This window comes from Actinospineispora spinosispora DSM 44797 (assembly GCF_000429025.1).
Lineage (GTDB): Bacteria > Actinomycetota > Actinomycetes > Mycobacteriales > Pseudonocardiaceae > Pseudonocardia > Pseudonocardia spinosispora.
On record NZ_KE386835.1, the window covers coordinates 386,012 to 401,474 of the forward strand.

Below are 15,463 nucleotides of genomic sequence, written 5' to 3' on the forward strand. Positions count from 1 at the left end.
ACCAGTGACCACCGCCGCTGTGCGAGTACTGCTCGCCGACGACGACGCCCTGTTGCGCGCCGGTCTGACCATGATGCTGGCCGGGTCCCCGGAGATCACGATCGTCGCGGAGGCGGCCGACGGCAGCCAGGTCGGCGGCCTGGTCGAGCAGCACCGACCCGACGTGGTGCTGATGGACATCCGCATGCCGATCATGGACGGACTCAGCGCGACCGAGGCGTTGCGCGCACGGCCGGACGCTCCCGAGGTGATCGTACTGACCACGTTCGACGCGGACGAGCACGTGTTGCGTGCTCTGCGCGCGGGCGCGGCCGGCTTCCTGCTCAAGGACACCCCGCCCGCCGACATCGTGACCGCGGTGTGCCGGGTCGCGCAGGGCCAGCCGGTGCTGTCGCCCTCGGTCACCCAGCTGCTGATCCAACGGGTCGCGGCCTCGGACACCGACGAGCGGCGCGACCGCGCGCTACGGCGTCTCGAGCTGCTCACCGACCGGGAACGGGAGATCGCCGACGCTGTCGGCGAAGGCAAGTCGAACGCCGAGATCAGCCGTTCGCTCTACCTGAGCGTGCCGACGGTGAAGACGCACATCTCCCGCATCCTGACCAAGCTCGACCTCAACAACCGGGTCCAGATCGCGCTGCTGATCCACGACGCGGGAGACGCCCGACCCTAGACGACCGCCGCGTCGCTACGCTGCACACCGGCCGAGAGCTGCGCCTTCACCTGGCGGGTGACGTCGTCGGCGAGGACCTCGGGCTCGTCGTCGAGGATCGCCCGCATCGTCTGCTCGGCCACGCTGGCCGAGGTGATCTTCGGCGCGTCGGTCCAGGCGCTCAGGTCGGTGTCGACGAACCCGCAGTGCACGCCGACCACCAGGGTGCCCTGCTCGGACAGCGCGAGCCGCAGCGCGTTGGTCAACGACCACTGCGCCGACTTGGACGCCGCGTACCCCGGCGCCGCCGCGAGCGACCGCCAGGACGCCACGGACAGCATGTTCACCAGCGCCCCGCCCCCGTTGCGCGCGAGGACCGGTGCGAACGCCCTGGACACCGACCAGGTACCGAGGTAGTTGACCTCGATCTCCTCGCGGGCGCCGTCGAGCGAACCCTCCAGGAGCCCGGTCCCGCCCGCGATACCCGCGTTGTTGATCACGATGCTCGCGTCGCCGATCGTCTCCACGGCGGCCGCGACCTGCTCCGGATCGGTCACGTCGAGCTGGATCGGGGTCAGGCGAGGGTTCGTGATGCTGCTCGGGTTCCGTGCTCCCGCGAACACCTGCTTCGCACCGTTGTACAGCAGAGCCTGCGCGAACGCGGCCCCGATCCCCCGGTTCGCGCCGGTCACCAGTGCTACTGCCCCGTCGATCCGCATGGTTGTCTCCGTTCTCGTTCGAGCTTAGTCCTGTAGTGCAACTTAGCTGACCGTGCAGCTGTTCCTTGACCTCGACAAATGTCGAGGTTGCAGGCTCGTGCCGACGAGGTCCGCACTAGCCCGGGAGTACTCGATGTTCGCCATCCGCCAGTACGAGTTCGGCGCACCAGAGGTGCTGCGTTACGAGGAGCATCCGGATCCGCACGCGGGGCCCGGTCAGGTCCGGATCGCCGTGCGCGCCGCCGGGGTCCACCTGGTCGACACCACAATCCGCACCGGGATCGGCTCGGGGTCGTTCGCGCCGCCCGAGCTGCCGATGACGCCGGGCCGCGAGGTCGCGGGTGTCGTGGACGAGCTGGGCGACGGTGTCGCCGCGAGCTGGCTCGGCGCCCGGGTGGTGGCGCATCTGGGGCCGGCGAGCGGCGGGTACGCGTCGCTCGCGGTGCGCGACGTCGCGTCGGTGCACCTGCTGCCGGAGACGGTCGACTTCGACGCAGGTGTGGCCATGATCGGAACGGGCCGTACGGCGATGGGCATCCTGGACGCGGCGCGGATCGAGGAGCGGGACGTCGTCCTGGTCATGGCGGCGGCCGGCGGGATCGGGAGCCTGCTCGTGCAGGCCGGACGGGCGGCCGGCGCGACCGTGGTGGGCTTGGCGGGCGGCCCGTCGAAGGTGGCTGTGGTCCGTGAGCTCGGGGCGGACATCGTCGTGGACTACCGGCGTCCGGACTGGGCGGCGTCGGTCCGGGAGGCCTTGGACGGACGTGAGGTGAGCGTCGTGTGCGAGGGGGTGGGCGGCTCGCTCGGGACGGACGCCATGCGGCTGCTCGGGGTGGGCGGTCGGCTGGTCATGTTCGGGTGGTCGTCCGGGCAAGGTGTTCCGACTCAGGTCACCGTGACCGACCTGATGGAGCGTGGACTGACCGCGACGTGGGCGATCGGGCCCGGCATGCTGCGGCGGCGGTCGTTGCGGTCGTTAGAGGAGGAGGCGCTGGCTTCGGCTGCGTCCGGACGGTTGCGGCCTGTCGTTCAGCGGTTCGCGTTGCGTGATGCTGCTGAGGCTCATCGGGCGTTGGCCGGGCGCGAGTCGACGGGGAAGGTGGTTCTCGTGCCGTGAGCATTCGTGGTCGCGGGGCGTGTCCTCGCTTGCCTACCACTTCGGCGACACCTCGCAGACCTTCGCGCTGCGTCGCAGACACTGCAGCATCTGCGACCCAACACCAGCCTCTGCGAAGTCACCCGAAGCGTGACGCCGCCGCCGCACATCGGGCGTTGGCCGGGCGCGAGTCGGCAGGGGAAGGTCGTCCTCGCGCCGTGAGCTGCGGAGCTTGTCCCCGCTGGCCGATCAGTGTCTTGGCGTGGCCGCCCGCAGTCAATCCCCGGCTTCGCCGGCCTCGCGCTGCTACGGGCTGTCCGACGCACGGGGGCGAGGTTCCAGGATTGACAGCGGGCGACCACGCCAAGTGCGGGCCAGGATCGCGGGGAAAGGGGCAGTGTGCGTGTCCACTCCGACGTGGTGGCAAACCGAGGGCACTCTGTTGCGCACCGGGCTGCGCCTTCGCGCGCACCCCTCGCCCCGTCAACCACTTCGGCAACACCTCGCAGACCTCCACGCTGCGTCGCAGACACTGCAGCATCTGCGACACAACCCCAGCCTCTGCGAAGTCACCGAAGCGTGATGCCGCCGCCGCGCATCGGGCGTTGGCCGGGCGCGAGTCGGCAGGGAAGCGTCGTTCTCGCGCCGTGAGCTGCGGAGCGTGTCCCCACTGGCCGATCAGTGTCTTGGCGGCCAGGATCGCGAGGAAAGGGGCAGTGTGCGTGTCCGTCGCAGGTGGCGGCGAACCGATGGCGCCGTTTGTTGCGCACCGGGCTGCGCCCTCGCGCGTACACGCCGCACCCCTGGCCCCACTGACCACTTTCGCAACACCTCGCAGAGCGTCATGTCGCGTCGCAGACACTGCAGCATCTGCGACACAACACGTGGGTCTGCAAAGTAAGCGAAGCGAAGGAAGCGAGCGAAGCGACGCTGGTCCAGGCCTAGAACAACCATCTCGGATGGTGAGGAGCACGCACCGTGGGGGGCGAGGGGGGCTCGGCCCCCCTCTACAACGACGAGACGCCCCGGTCTGCGCTTTCCGCAGACAGGGGCGTCTCAGCGTCGAGTGGAGGTGCCGGGAATCGAACCCGGGTCCTATGGCGCTTCACAAGGGCTTCTCCGTGTGCAGCCCGCGTTGCCTCTACTCGGATCCACCGGTCATGCGGGCGAGCCGGTGTGACGATCCCAGTCGCTGTTTGATGTTCCGTTCGACCCCGCGACCGGGTCGAACGGTAAGTCCCCTGAATGATGTCGGACACCGGAGCGGAGACATCCCCGGGCCAACAGGGTCTAGCTAATTACGCAGCAAGTGCGTAAGAAGCCTTGGACCCGGCCACCGAATGGTTGGCGCTTAATTGTTTTGCGACGGGTGGTTAACGAGCTCATCGTCGCCTTCCTCGACACGCTTCCCCTTGATCGACGTCCACAGTCGAAACCGTTCACCCCCTGGGTGTTGTTTGGCAACCTGACCAGCATAACGCGTCTGTCCATCGGGATCATCCCGGTGGCGTCGGTCAGGCCGCGGTGAGGCGTTCGCGCAGGCGGCGCAGGCCGTCGGCGGTGTAGCGCTTCACGGCTCCGGGGCTGAGCTGCATGACATCGGCGGCTTCGGCGACGCTGAGCTGCCATTGCATGCGGATCACGACGGCTTCGCGTTCGCGTGGTGGTAGTTCGGCCAGTGCGGCTCGGACCGCCAGTGCGTCGGCGACCTGGCTGGAGACGTCGGGGCGGCCGCTGGGCAGGTCGGGCTGGTCGCCGTCGCTGTCGGTGACCGCGTTGTCGCGTTCCGGGATGACCGAGCGCAGCTCACGGTTGACCTCGTTGCACACGGCGGTGACCAGGTAGGCGTCGAGGTTGCTGATCTCCGGCTGGTCCTTCTGCTGGCGACGCAGGATCTTCTCGAAGGCGCGTTGCACGACGTCCTCGGCTCGGCTGTGGTCGCCGACCTTGCGCGCCGCGAGGCGGACCAGGGTCGGGGTCTTGAGCCGGTAGGTCTCGACGAGCCGTCGTTCGAACTCGGCCGCGAGTGCCCTGGAAACCCGGCGAATGCCGCCCCGGCCGGTTGGCACCAGGCCGAGGACCGTGCCGTGGCCTCGGTCGGCTAGCTGGCGTAGCAGCAGTCCGAGCGGGGCGAACTCGTCGGTGAGCTCGTCGTCAGCGATCTCGGTCATCCTCGGCTAGACCCCCAGTAGGCGGGCGGGTGTGTCGTGCAGGACCCGGCGCAGGAAGCCCGCACCGAGCCGGTCATCGGCGGCGGCCCAGCCGTGGATGGCGCGCAGCTGTTCGGCGTACTGGTAGGGCAGCTGCGGGTAGTCGCTGCCGAGCACGATCTTGTCACCGAGGTCGACGAGCAGCGCGGGCCAGTTGTCCGGCAGCGGCGCCACCATGTCGGCGGTGAACGCGGTGCCGACCATCGTCGTGTCGAGGTAGACGTTCTCGAACCGCTCGGCCAGGCCCAGCGCGGCCAGGTAGTCCGGCATGCCGGCGTGCGCGAGTACCGCGACCAGGTCGGGATGCGCGGTCAGCACCTGTTCGAACACGTCGAGCCCGGTGTGGTCACCCCGCAGCGGGCCGTGTCCACAGTGGACGACCGCGGGCACGCCCGCTTCGGCGATCAGCGCCCAGGCCGGGTCGAGCAGCGGGTCGAGCGGGTCGAACGCCCCGACCTGGACGTGCACCTTGATGCAGCGCGCACCCGCGTCGAGCGCCGCGCCGAGGTAGTCGGCGACGCCGGGCTCCGGGTACATCGTCGCGGTTGGGACCGCTTCGGGAGTGCGCGCGGCGAAGTCGAGCACCCAGGAGTTCAGCCACTGCGCCATGTCCGGTTTGTGCGGGTAGACCAGCGGCGCGAACGTCTGGACGCCGAGCGCGCGCAGGACGTCGACCCTGGTGTCCTCGTCGAACCGGTAGGTGATCGGCCACGGACGGCCGTAGTTGTGCTCGGCCCGGTCGAAGTACGCCCACACCTTGCGCAGCATCGGTTCGGGCAGGAAGTGCACGTGGATGTCGACGAGGCCGGGTAGCCCGAGCTCGGCGGTCCAGCGCGGTACGTCGGCGTCGTCGACGGGTGGCGCGGGCAGGGCCACGCTCACGCGATGCCTTTGGCCCGACGGCCGAACGCTTTGCTCATCTCCCGCTGCGCGTCGCGCTTCGCCATGTCCTGGCGCTTGTCGTAGGCCTTCTTACCGCGCGCGAGCGCCAGCTCGACCTTGACCTTGCCGTCGGTGAAGTACATCCGCAGCGGCACCAGGGTCAGGCCGCCCTCGTGCGTCTTGCCGATCAACCGCTCGATCTCGGAACGGTGCAGCAGCAGCTTGCGGGTGCGACGGGCCTCGTGGTTGGTCCAGCTGCCGTGCGTGTACTCGGGGATGTGGACGTTGCGCAGGAAGATCTCGCCGTCGTCCACGGTGGCGAACGCATCGACGAGCGAGGCGCGCCCGAGCCGCAGACTCTTCACCTCGGTGCCCATCAGCATGATGCCGGCCTCGTAGGTGTCCAGAATCGTGTAGTCGTGCCGTGCCTTCTTGTTGGACACGATCACCTTTTCGCCCCGCTCTTGCATACCTCCAGACTACGTGTTCACGAACGCACACGGTTTCGAGTATTCGGCTCCGCCGACGCACCCGGTGCTGGTTGCCTGTACCGATGGACTCCGATCTGACCCGCAAGGCCGTGCTGGTCGGCGCGGTGCTCGCGGTCGCGTTCGTCGCCTTCAGCTGTCTGCTGATGGTGCGGCCGGCGGGCGTGTCGAGCTTCTTCGGTCTGGTCCAGACCAGGGCACACCACAAGGGGCGGTCCGAGGACTCGGAGTCCGCCGAGCCGAGCGGCGCCTCGGTCAGCCTGCCGTGCAGCACGCTGGTCACGGACGAGTCGAGCCTGACCGAGGTACTCGCCTCGGCCGCGCCGGATGCGGTGATCTGTGTTCGCCGCAAGGCCGGTTCGGCGGCGGGTCACGTGCTCGAGGGCGCCGACAAGATCCTGACCGGGGCCCCGAAGCAGACGAAGCTGCACACCACCGGCTATTCGTTCCAGGACAACCAGGGCGGCGACAACGCCACGATCTCCTGCGGGACCATCCACAAGACCGCGGGCGGCACCGGCACGTACGACAACCCGATCACCGTCGCGGTGCCGGGTCATGCCGGTCAGGGCGTCGAGACGCCGTGCGGGACCAGGATCTACGTGCCGAGATACGAGAAGTACTTCCTCGTCGAGGACACCGGAGCCACGAAGTACTCCGACGCCCACCACATCGACATCTACGTCGGCGGCGAGGGCACGTCGGCTTCGGCGTCGAAGAAGTGCATGGACCCGGTCACCACCGAGGACGGCAGTCCGGTGGCCGCGACGATCAATCCCCCGTCCGGGCTGAAGGTGATGCCCGGGCCCATCACGCACGGCGGTAAGTGTGTCGTCGGCGGCTCCAGTTCGGAGAGCAACTGAATGGGTACGCAGGCGTCAACGGAGCGCCATCGACGACTCGACCTCGCCCGGTACGTCGCGTCCGTCGGGCTGTGCGCGTCGATCGGGACCAGCGTGCTGTACCTCGTCTTCGGACTCGGGACGCTGCCCTTCGGGTTCGCCTCGTCGGCGATGGCACACAGCCTGCTGTGGATCTGGCTGATGCCGTGCGCACAGCTCTACGCGGTCCTGGCGCTCATCACGTGCTCGCGGACGCACTGCGCGTTCGCCACCGGGCTCATGGCGATCGGCGCGGTGGCGTTCGAGATCGGGGTCCGCCCGTCGAACGGTTCGGCGCCTGATGCGGGTTCGGCCGAGGTTGTCGCCGGGCTCGTTCCCGACCTGCTCGTCGTGGTCGCACTGGCTTACCTGGCCGGTCACCGTGACTGGTGGGATGCGGACTGGTCATGGGGGACCTGGCAGGAGTGGCTGTTCGTCATCGCTCTGCCGGTCACCGTTCTGCGGTTCCTGGTCATGCTCGCGGGCACTCTCCTGTCGGGGGTGGCGGGCCTCACCGGCGTCGGGGCGGTGGCCCTGATGGCCGGACCCGTGATCGCCGCGCGGTTCTACCGGCAGTCCCTCGCCCCTGACGCTCCGAGCGATACCCGCACGACCGGGCTCGCGCTGCTCCTGGTCGCTCTGCTGCCCGTGGTCGCCATCCAGGCCTACAGCGGCGCCCACCTGTCGAGCCCGGAGAGAGCCGTCGTCGCTCCGGCGACCGCGTCATCGATCGCCTGCGGTATCGGGCTGCTCGTCGTGGGCTGTGTGTGGCTGCTCGGCGCCCGCGCCGGACGGAAGGAGCCGGAACCCAACCGATAGCCGCGCCGCTGCGTCGTACCGGTCGTGCATCCCACGATCGACAGCTCGGAGGCAGCGACCATGGACACGACACCGGCCCGGTTCGGCCCGTTCCAGGTGATTCGTCGGCTCGGGGACGGCAGGCTCGGGCAGGTCCACCTCGGCCGGTCGGATGGCGGCGCGCTCGCGGTCATCGAGCTGCTGCCGACCGACGGCCGCCGTCACGCCATCGCCGACGAGATCGCCGCCCTGCGGGCGGTCCACGCGTCGTGGACCGCCTCGGTGCTGGCCGCCGACCCGACGGCGACGCTGCCCTGGGTGGCCACCGAGTACGTGCCCGGTCGTTCGCTGCACGAGGCGGTGAGCCGGTCCGGTCCACTGCCCGAGGCGGCCGTGCGCATCCTGGCCGGCCGGTTCGCCGAGGCGCTGACCGCGCTGCACGGCGCCGGTCTGGTCCACCGGGAGATCACCCCGGCGAGCGTGCTGCTCGGTCCCGACGGCCCTCGGCTCGCGTTCTTCGGAGTTCCGGCTCCCGTGCCGGGCTATCGGGCGCCGGAGCAGCTGCGCGGCGAACCGGTGGGCCCGGCGGCCGACATCTTCTCCCTCGGCGGTGTGCTCACCTTCGCCGCCACCGGCCACGGCCCATTCGAGACGGACCGTCGCATCTGGACGATCCTGGACGGCGCGCCGAACCTGGCCGCGGTCGCTGAGCCACTTCGACCGTTGCTGCGGGACTGCCTGAGCGCGACCGCCGCGGCACGTCCGACGGCGGCCGACCTCGCGGGCGGTCTCGCGCTGACGTCCGGTCGGGCGTTCACCCCGCGAACGGTCGCCGCGACACCTCCGACGCCGGGGGTGCCGCCCCGGTTCGCCCCGCCGTGCCCGCCACCGGCCGACCCCGCCCCATCCCGGCGAACGGGTAAGAAACCACTGGCCGTCGCCGCATGCGTCACCTCGGCCCTCGTCGTGATCGGGCTCGTCGCGGTCTCCGGCCGGATCGTGGACTCGCTGACCGCGACGGGTCGGGCGGTACCGCACTACGCGACGGTCAGCGACCTCAGCGCGGCCATCGAACGGAAGGTCGGTACCGAGCACACCGTGCGGGTCAGGGACGTGACGGTGGTCGAGAACGCCCCGTCCGCACCGCCCGAAGCCATCGGCATGTGGTCCGAGACGGACACCGAGCTACAGCTGGACGCCGGCAGGACCGCGTCGCGATCGGTCATGCGTGACCACTCCCCCGGCCTCTCGGACAGCGCGACCACGTTCGTCTCGGTGGACGGTCACACCTGGATACGCGACTCGACGGACCAGGCATGGACACCGATCGCCTCGGACGTCGCGCTGGGTGGAAGCCGCGAGGCCATCCGTGATCTGGTCGACCCGGTCCTACCGGTCGCCCGCATGGGCGACGCGGTGAGCATCGTCGAGTCGGCGGAGGAGCTGGTCGACGGCGTGCGTGCGCGCCGCTACACCCTTCGCGTCGACGTGGCGCGCGCCCTCGGCCGGGAGATCGACGACCTGCAGGTCTGGCTGGACGCCGACGACCACCCGCTGCGCACGCTCGCGGTGGCGCACCCGACGGACACGTCCACCGTGCGGGGCGAGACGACCTACCGGGGGTGGGGCGATCCGGTCGAGATCACCCCGCCACCCGCCGACCAGATCGCGCACTAGAGCCGTACGTAGAGCCTCAGGGTGACGTACCCGGTGATCGCCGCGATGCCGGTACCCAGCAGGAACAGCCACGGTGACACCGCGAGGATGTCGCCGTACTGGATCACCGGGATCACGCCGTCGCCGAAGCCGCTGCGGATGGCCTGGTCCAGGAACAGTCCCTTGCCCAGCATCAGGCTGGCCACGGCCAGCGCGGTACCCACGATGCCGGTCGTCGCCGCCTCCAGCAGGAACGGCAGCTGCGTGTACCAGCGGGTCGCACCGACCAGCCGCATGACACCGACCTCGGTCCGCCGGTTGTACGCGGACAGCTGCACCATGTTCGAGATCAGCAGTGCCGCGGCGACGACCTCGATCAGCGCGAGGGTGAACACGACGTCCCGGATGGTCCGCAGGAAGCTGAACAGCCGCTCCACGACGTCGCGCTGGTCGGTGATGCGGGCGACGCCGACCTTGCCGGTCAGCACCTTGGACAGCTGCGCCGACTGGGTCGGGTCGACAAGCTTGACCCGCAGCGACGCCGGCAGCCCCTGCGGGCGAGCCAGCGCCGCGAGGGTCTGTCCCTGGAACAGCCGCTGGAACCGGGCGTAGGCCTGCTGCTGGTTCTCGTAGGTCACCCCGGCGACCAGCGGCGAGCTCTTCAGCTCGTCGCGCAGGCCGGAACAGATGCTCTGGCTGCAGTCCTGGTCGCGCGTCGAGACGTCCAGGGTGAGGGACACGACCAGCTCCAGCCGGTCGCCGTAGAGCTGCTCTGTCTGGTCGATCGTGTGGACGGCCAGCAGGCCGGTGCCGAGAAGGCCGAGTGAGATGGCGGTGGTCAGGACCATCGCGATGGTCATCGTGACGTTGCGCCGAAGACCGGTGACGACCTCGCGGAACAGGAAGTTGAAGCGCATCTATCTGCCGATCCCGTAGACGCCTCGGGTCTCGTCCCTGATGACCTTGCCCATCTCCAGCTCGACCACGCGACGCCGCATCGAGTCGACGATCGAATGGTCGTGGGTCGCCATCAGCACGGTGGTCCCGGTGCGGTTGATCCGTTCCAGCAACAGCATGATGTCCTGGCTGGTGTCCGGGTCGAGGTTTCCGGTCGGCTCGTCGGCCAGCAGCACCAGCGGCCGGTTCACGAACGCCCTGGCCACCGCGACGCGCTGCTGCTCGCCGCCGGACAGCTCGTTCGGCATGCGGTTCGCCTTGCCCTCGAGACCGACCAGTTCCAGCACCTCGGGGACGACCTTCTGCACGGTGCGCGCCGGCTTGCCGATCACCTCGAGCGCGAATGCGACGTTCTCCGCGACGTTCTTGTTCGGCAGCAGCCGGAAGTCCTGGAACACGCAGCCCACCCGCTGGCGGAGCCTGGGGACCCGTCGGCGCGGCAGCGTGGCCACGTTCCAGTCGGCCACGTACACGTCGCCGGACGAGGGCACGTCCTCCCGCAGCAGTAACCGCAGGAAGGTCGACTTGCCGGAGCCCGAGGGGCCGATCAGGAAGACGAACTCGCCCTTGCCAATGTCCACCGAGACCGAGTCCAGCGCGGGGCGCGTGGAGGTCTTGTAGGACTTGGAGACGTTCTCCAGCCGAATCACGGAGTGTGAGCCTACTGGGCTCGTTGTCGGCAACCGCGGGCCCAGCCCACTTCGCAGACCTTCGTGCTGCGTCGCAGACGTTGGAACATCTGCGACGCGACATGAAACTCTGCGAGGTCACCGCTCGGTGTCGCCGAGCCGCATCATCAGCACGTCAAAAACGGGGGCACCGTCCCACATCGGCTGCAACGTGGCCGTCTTGCGCCAGCCCCAACGCTCGTACGCTCGGTAGGCGGAGCCGTTGTGCGGTTTCGGCGCGTTCCAGACGATCGTGCAGGTGCTGATCCAGGATGCGCCGTCGCGCCTGACCTGGGGGCTGCTGTGCGACGGTCCGGACACGGCTCCGGGCGAGGTCCGCCGCGTGTGCGCTCAGTTCGCCTCAGGCTTCACGCCGACGCGTTAGCGGGCGGCGTCCTGCTGGCGGCGCCAGCGGATGCCGGCCTCGATGAAGCCGTCGATCTCACCGTCGAGGACCGCGCTGGGGTTGCCGACCTCGAACTCGGTGCGCAGGTCCTTGACCATCTGGTACGGGTGCAGCACGTAGGAGCGCATCTGGTTGCCCCAGCTGGAGCCGGTGTCCTTCAGCGCGTCCATCTTCGCCTGCTCCTCCTGCCTGCGCCGCTCCAGCAGCTTGGCCTGCAGGACCAGCATCGCGCTGGCCTTGTTCTGCAGCTGCGACCGCTCGTTCTGACACGAGACCACGATGCCGGTCGGGAGGTGGGTCAGGCGGACCGCGGAGTCGGTCGTGTTGACGCCCTGGCCGCCGGGGCCGGACGAGCGGTAGACGTCGACGCGCAGTTCCTTCTCGTCGATCTCGACGTGGTCGCTCTTCTCGACGACCGGCGCGACCTCGACCCCGGCGAACGAGGTCTGGCGGCGGCCCTGGTTGTCGAACGGCGAGATGCGGACGAGCCGGTGGGTGCCCTGCTCGACGGACAACGTGCCGTAGGCGAACGGGGCGTGTACGGCGAAGGTGGCGGACTTGATGCCTGCCTCTTCCGCGTGTGAGGTGTCGTAGACGTCGACCGGGTACTCGTGGCGCTCGGCCCAGCGCAGGTACATTCGCATGAGCATCTCGGCGAAGTCGGCGGCGTCCACCCCGCCCGCCTCGGAGCGGATCGTGACGAGCGCGTCACGCGGGTCGTACTCGCCGGACAGCAAGGTGCGGACCTCGAGCGACTCGATGTCCTTGCGCAGCGACTCACGCTCGGCGTCGGCGTCGGCGAGCGCGGACTCACCCTCGGCGCCGTCGGTCTCCTCGGCCAGCTCGTACAGGACCGGCAGGTCGTCGAGCCGACGCCGGATGCCGGTGATGTGCCGCAGCTGGGCCTGGGCCCTGGACAACCGGCTGGTCACCGCCTGGGCGTTCTCCTGGTCGTTCCACAGGTCGGGCGCGCCGGCCTGCTCGGAGAGTTCCTCGACGTCGGCACGCAGCTTCGCGATGTCGAGCACCGCTTCGATCCCGTCGAGGGTGCCGCTCAGGTTCTTGAGTTCTGCCGAAACATCGAGGTTCACAACGATTCAGGGTATATGCGACGTCCCGCCGAGTGGCAAGCGGTGTTCAGGCTCGTGAGTGTTGAGTGTGGCTATAGCCATACTCAACACTCACGAGGTGGGCTGGGTGCCTACGGCGTCGGCGATCGAGGTGTAGCCCGCCTCACGGGTCAGGCGGGCCAGGTCGCGGTGCAGGGTGCGCGGCCACAGCGGGCCGCCGTAGATGAACGCCGTATAGGCCTGCACGAGCGTCGCACCGGCCCGGATGCGGGCGAAGGCGTCCTCGGCGTCCTCGATCCCCCCGGCGGCGACCAGCACCAGCCGATCACCCACCCGCGCGCGCAGCCGGGTCAGCACCTCCAGCGAACGCGCCTTGAGCGGAGCACCCGACACCCCGCCCGCGCCCAGGTCCTCGACGCCGGCAGCGAGCCCGGCACGGGAGATGGTGGTGTTCGTGGCGATGATGCCGTCGAGACCGAGCTCCACGGCGAGGTCGGCCACCGCGTCGATGTCGTCGTCGGCCAGGTCGGGCGCGATCTTGACCAGCAGCGGGACCCGGCGCGGCCCCGCGTCGTCGAGTGTCTTGCGCACGGCGGCGAGCAGCGGGCGCAGGTGGTGGACCGACTGCAGGTTGCGCAGGCCCGGTGTGTTCGGCGAGCTGACGTTGACCACCAGGTACTCGGCGACGTCGGCGAGCATCGCCGCGCTGATCACGTAGTCGGCGACCGCCTCGTCCTCCGGCACGACCTTCGTCTTGCCGATGTTGACCCCGACCACGACACCTCGGCCCTGGTCCCGGGCGGCAAGCCGCGCCGCGGCGGCTGCCGCGCCCGCGTTGTTGAAGCCCATCCGATTGAGCAGCGCGCGATCGGACGTGAGCCGGAACAGGCGGGGCAGCGGGTTGCCCGGCTGCGCCTGCGCGGTGACCGTCCCGACCTCGACGAACGCGAAACCCAGCGCGCCGAGGCCGTCGACGCCGACGCCGTCCTTGTCGAAACCGGCGGCGAGACCGAGCGGGCCGGGCAGGTCCATGCCGAGCGCGTGCACCCGCAGGATCGGGTCGCGCGGCGTCAACCACCGGGCGAGCAGCATCCGCAGCGGCGCGAGCATCCCGGCGAACCGGATCAGGGCGAAACCCCAGTGGTGCGCGGTCTCGGCGGAGATTCGCCGGACGACGAGTGAGAACAGGACTCTGTACACGGAACTCTCTCGTCGCTTCCTGAGCAGCCTGACGGCTAGTCGATCGGTATCGCGTCCAGCAGGGCAAGTACCGCTCTATTGTGCGCTACCGCGAACTCGGCGATCGCCTGGTCGTACGGCGCCGGTTTGCTGCGTTCGGCGGCTTCCTTGACCGCCAGCTCCGCCACGGCGAGCCGCGCCGAGTACGCCTCGAGCCCCTTCGAGACGAGCGTCCGACGCTGCCGCGTGGTCAACGAACCGGCGTGTTGCAGCCGCAGGATCAACGGGCTGCGCAGCTGGTCAGCCCCGTCCCCGGCGAGTAACCAGGTCTTGAACGCACGCTTGCCGGCCGGGGTGATCACGTACTGCTGCGACGCCCTCGGACCCTGTTCGCCCAGCTTGAGCAGTCCTTCCTCGGCGAGAGCCGGCAGCTCCCGGTACACCTGGCTGCGGGTGACCGAGAAGAACGTGCCGAATCTCTCAGCCGCGGCGGCGACCATCTGCCCTCCGGTCATCGGGCCGGTGTGCAGCAGCCCCAGCAACGCGGCGGCGGTCGCGTTCACCGAGTGACTCATCAGCCCGCTCACAGGATCATCCCGAGATTCACGTCCGTCACACGGCCACCGTGCCACGGTCCCGCCAGTGCTGTCCACAGTGGTCGCCACCCACTCAGGTGGCCCACTCGGGCAGCGACCTATACTCCCGCGCAGTGGACGGGGGCTGGGGCTAGGACTGCTGAAGCGGACGTCGACGGCGAGTGTGAATCCGGATACTGATCCGGCTTTTGCTTGGATTGTCGGCTCGGACGAGGAGCGAGGCGCCCATGGCCGGATTCCTATCGCGCAGGCTGGCGAACTATCTGGTGCTGTGCGTGCTGGCGACCTTCCTCGCCTACGCGCTGGCGTCCATGACGTTCCGCCCGCTGGACGCGCTGTCGCAACGTCAACCACCTCCGCCACCGAGCACGATCGAGGCCAAGCGCCTCGAGCTGCACCTGGACCAGCCGATCCCGGTGCGGTTCGCCACGTGGGCGCAGGGCGTCATCCACGGCGACTTCGGCCACACCGTGCTGAGTGCGCCGATCATCGACGAGCTGGGCAGGCGGGTCGGCATCAGCCTGCGGCTGTTCCTGCTCGGCACGATCATCGGTGTCGTGCTCGGGGTTCTGCTCGGTGTCGCGGCGGCGATCAAGCAGTACAAGATCTTCGACCACGTCAGCACCTTCCTGTCGTTCCTGATCCTGTCGACACCGGTGTTCGTGATCGGCACGCTGCTGAAAGTTGCGTGGCTACCCGTCAACCAGGCGGCCGGGACCCAGCTGCTCGCGTTCAACGGCGAGGCCACCACCGGTTTCACCGGCGGTTTCGGGGAGATACTCGTCGACCGAATACAACATCTGGTGCTGCCGACGATCTCCATCGCGCTCGGGCTGATCGCCTACTACAGCCGCTACCAGCGCAACGCGATGCTCGACGTGCTCGGCAGCGACTTCCTCCGCACCGCGCAGGCCAAGGGCCTGACCAGGCGGAAAGCGCTGTTCACGCACGGACTGCGTACCGCGTTGATCCCGATGGCGACGCTGTTCGCGTTCGGGTTCGGCCTGCTGGTGACCGGCGGCGTGTTCACCGAGCGGATCTTCGGCTGGTTCGGCATGGGTGACTGGCTGATCGTCGGGGTGCAGACGCAGGACGCCAACATCATCGCCACGGTGACGCTGTTCATCGCGGTGATGGTGCTGATCTCCGGCTGGCTGTCCGACGTCATCTACGCAGCGCTCGATCCCCGGGTGCGGGTGAGGTGA

Annotated in this window: 16 protein-coding genes and 1 other RNA gene; 6 read left to right on the forward strand and 11 right to left on the reverse strand. The window is 69.2% G+C overall.

Annotated elements, in window-relative coordinates:
- Nucleotides 1-4 precede the first annotated feature (4 nt).
- Nucleotides 5-673, forward strand: coding sequence for a response regulator (locus tag G406_RS0135470; RefSeq protein WP_028937503.1), 669 nt, complete (start codon nucleotides 5-7; stop codon nucleotides 671-673).
- Here the strand turns inward: G406_RS0135470 and G406_RS0135475 are convergent.
- Nucleotides 670-1,371, reverse strand: coding sequence for an SDR family oxidoreductase (locus tag G406_RS0135475; RefSeq protein ID WP_028937504.1), 702 nt, complete (start codon nucleotides 1,369-1,371; stop codon nucleotides 670-672). The two genes, G406_RS0135470 and G406_RS0135475, sit on opposite strands and share 4 nt — an antisense overlap.
- Nucleotides 1,372-1,468: 97 nt before the next feature.
- On the opposite strand from G406_RS0135475, the gene G406_RS0135480 reads away from it, so the two are divergent.
- Complete coding sequence (locus tag G406_RS0135480; RefSeq protein WP_245607329.1) at nucleotides 1,469-2,488, forward strand: zinc-binding dehydrogenase; 1,020 nt, start codon at nucleotides 1,469-1,471, stop codon at nucleotides 2,486-2,488.
- A gap of 1,043 nt (nucleotides 2,489-3,531) precedes the next feature.
- Here G406_RS0135480 and ssrA read toward each other — a convergent pair.
- From ssrA to smpB, 4 genes are all read right to left on the reverse strand, one after another.
- Nucleotides 3,532-3,914: a transfer-messenger RNA gene (gene ssrA, locus G406_RS55310) on the reverse strand.
- Nucleotides 3,915-3,981: 67 nt separating this feature from the next.
- Nucleotides 3,982-4,638 (reverse strand): RNA polymerase sigma factor, encoded by a 657-nt coding sequence (locus G406_RS51945; RefSeq protein ID WP_051343129.1) that lies wholly within the window; start codon nucleotides 4,636-4,638, stop codon nucleotides 3,982-3,984.
- A gap of 6 nt (nucleotides 4,639-4,644) precedes the next feature.
- On the reverse strand, nucleotides 4,645-5,559 hold the full coding sequence (locus G406_RS0135495; RefSeq protein WP_037080238.1) for an amidohydrolase family protein: 915 nt from the start codon (nucleotides 5,557-5,559) through the stop codon (nucleotides 4,645-4,647).
- Nucleotides 5,556-6,029 (reverse strand): SsrA-binding protein SmpB, encoded by a 474-nt coding sequence (smpB, locus tag G406_RS0135500; RefSeq protein ID WP_037080241.1) that lies wholly within the window; start codon nucleotides 6,027-6,029, stop codon nucleotides 5,556-5,558. The genes G406_RS0135495 and smpB overlap by 4 nt, the downstream gene beginning before the upstream one ends.
- Before the next feature lie 83 nt (nucleotides 6,030-6,112).
- Between smpB and G406_RS54870 the strand changes: the two genes are divergently transcribed.
- From G406_RS54870 to G406_RS54875, 3 genes are read left to right on the forward strand one after another with little or no spacing between them, the layout of a single operon-like run.
- Nucleotides 6,113-6,910, forward strand: a complete 798-nt coding sequence (locus tag G406_RS54870) for a hypothetical protein (protein ID WP_028937508.1) — start codon at nucleotides 6,113-6,115, stop codon at nucleotides 6,908-6,910.
- Nucleotides 6,911-7,747 (forward strand): hypothetical protein, encoded by an 837-nt coding sequence (locus G406_RS0135510; protein WP_028937509.1) that lies wholly within the window; start codon nucleotides 6,911-6,913, stop codon nucleotides 7,745-7,747.
- Nucleotides 7,748-7,807: 60 nt separating this feature from the next.
- Complete coding sequence (locus G406_RS54875) at nucleotides 7,808-9,403, forward strand: serine/threonine-protein kinase (RefSeq protein WP_156935327.1); 1,596 nt, start codon at nucleotides 7,808-7,810, stop codon at nucleotides 9,401-9,403.
- Here G406_RS54875 and ftsX read toward each other — a convergent pair.
- The 6 genes from ftsX to G406_RS0135545 form a co-directional block, all read right to left on the reverse strand.
- Nucleotides 9,400-10,299 (reverse strand): permease-like cell division protein FtsX, encoded by a 900-nt coding sequence (gene ftsX / locus G406_RS0135520; protein ID WP_028937510.1) that lies wholly within the window; start codon nucleotides 10,297-10,299, stop codon nucleotides 9,400-9,402. The genes G406_RS54875 and ftsX overlap by 4 nt on opposite strands.
- A complete protein-coding gene (gene ftsE / locus G406_RS0135525) occupies nucleotides 10,300-10,989 on the reverse strand; it encodes a cell division ATP-binding protein FtsE (protein WP_028937511.1) in 690 nt (229 codons plus the stop codon).
- Between the two features lie 117 nt (nucleotides 10,990-11,106).
- A complete protein-coding gene (locus G406_RS0135530; protein ID WP_028937512.1) occupies nucleotides 11,107-11,328 on the reverse strand; it encodes a hypothetical protein in 222 nt (73 codons plus the stop codon).
- Between the two features lie 60 nt (nucleotides 11,329-11,388).
- Complete coding sequence (gene prfB, locus G406_RS0135535) at nucleotides 11,389-12,504, reverse strand: peptide chain release factor 2 (protein ID WP_028937513.1); 1,116 nt, start codon at nucleotides 12,502-12,504, stop codon at nucleotides 11,389-11,391.
- 90 nt (nucleotides 12,505-12,594) lie between these two features.
- Nucleotides 12,595-13,683 carry a quinone-dependent dihydroorotate dehydrogenase gene (locus G406_RS0135540; RefSeq protein WP_028937514.1) on the reverse strand — a complete coding sequence of 363 codons (1,089 nt, stop codon included), beginning with the start codon at nucleotides 13,681-13,683 and terminating at the stop codon, nucleotides 12,595-12,597.
- Nucleotides 13,684-13,718: 35 nt separating this feature from the next.
- Nucleotides 13,719-14,237 carry a PadR family transcriptional regulator gene (locus tag G406_RS0135545; protein WP_028937515.1) on the reverse strand — a complete coding sequence of 173 codons (519 nt, stop codon included), beginning with the start codon at nucleotides 14,235-14,237 and terminating at the stop codon, nucleotides 13,719-13,721.
- Nucleotides 14,238-14,485: 248 nt separating this feature from the next.
- Between G406_RS0135545 and G406_RS0135550 the strand changes: the two genes are divergently transcribed.
- On the forward strand, nucleotides 14,486-15,463 hold the full coding sequence (locus G406_RS0135550) for an ABC transporter permease (RefSeq protein WP_028937516.1): 978 nt from the start codon (nucleotides 14,486-14,488) through the stop codon (nucleotides 15,461-15,463).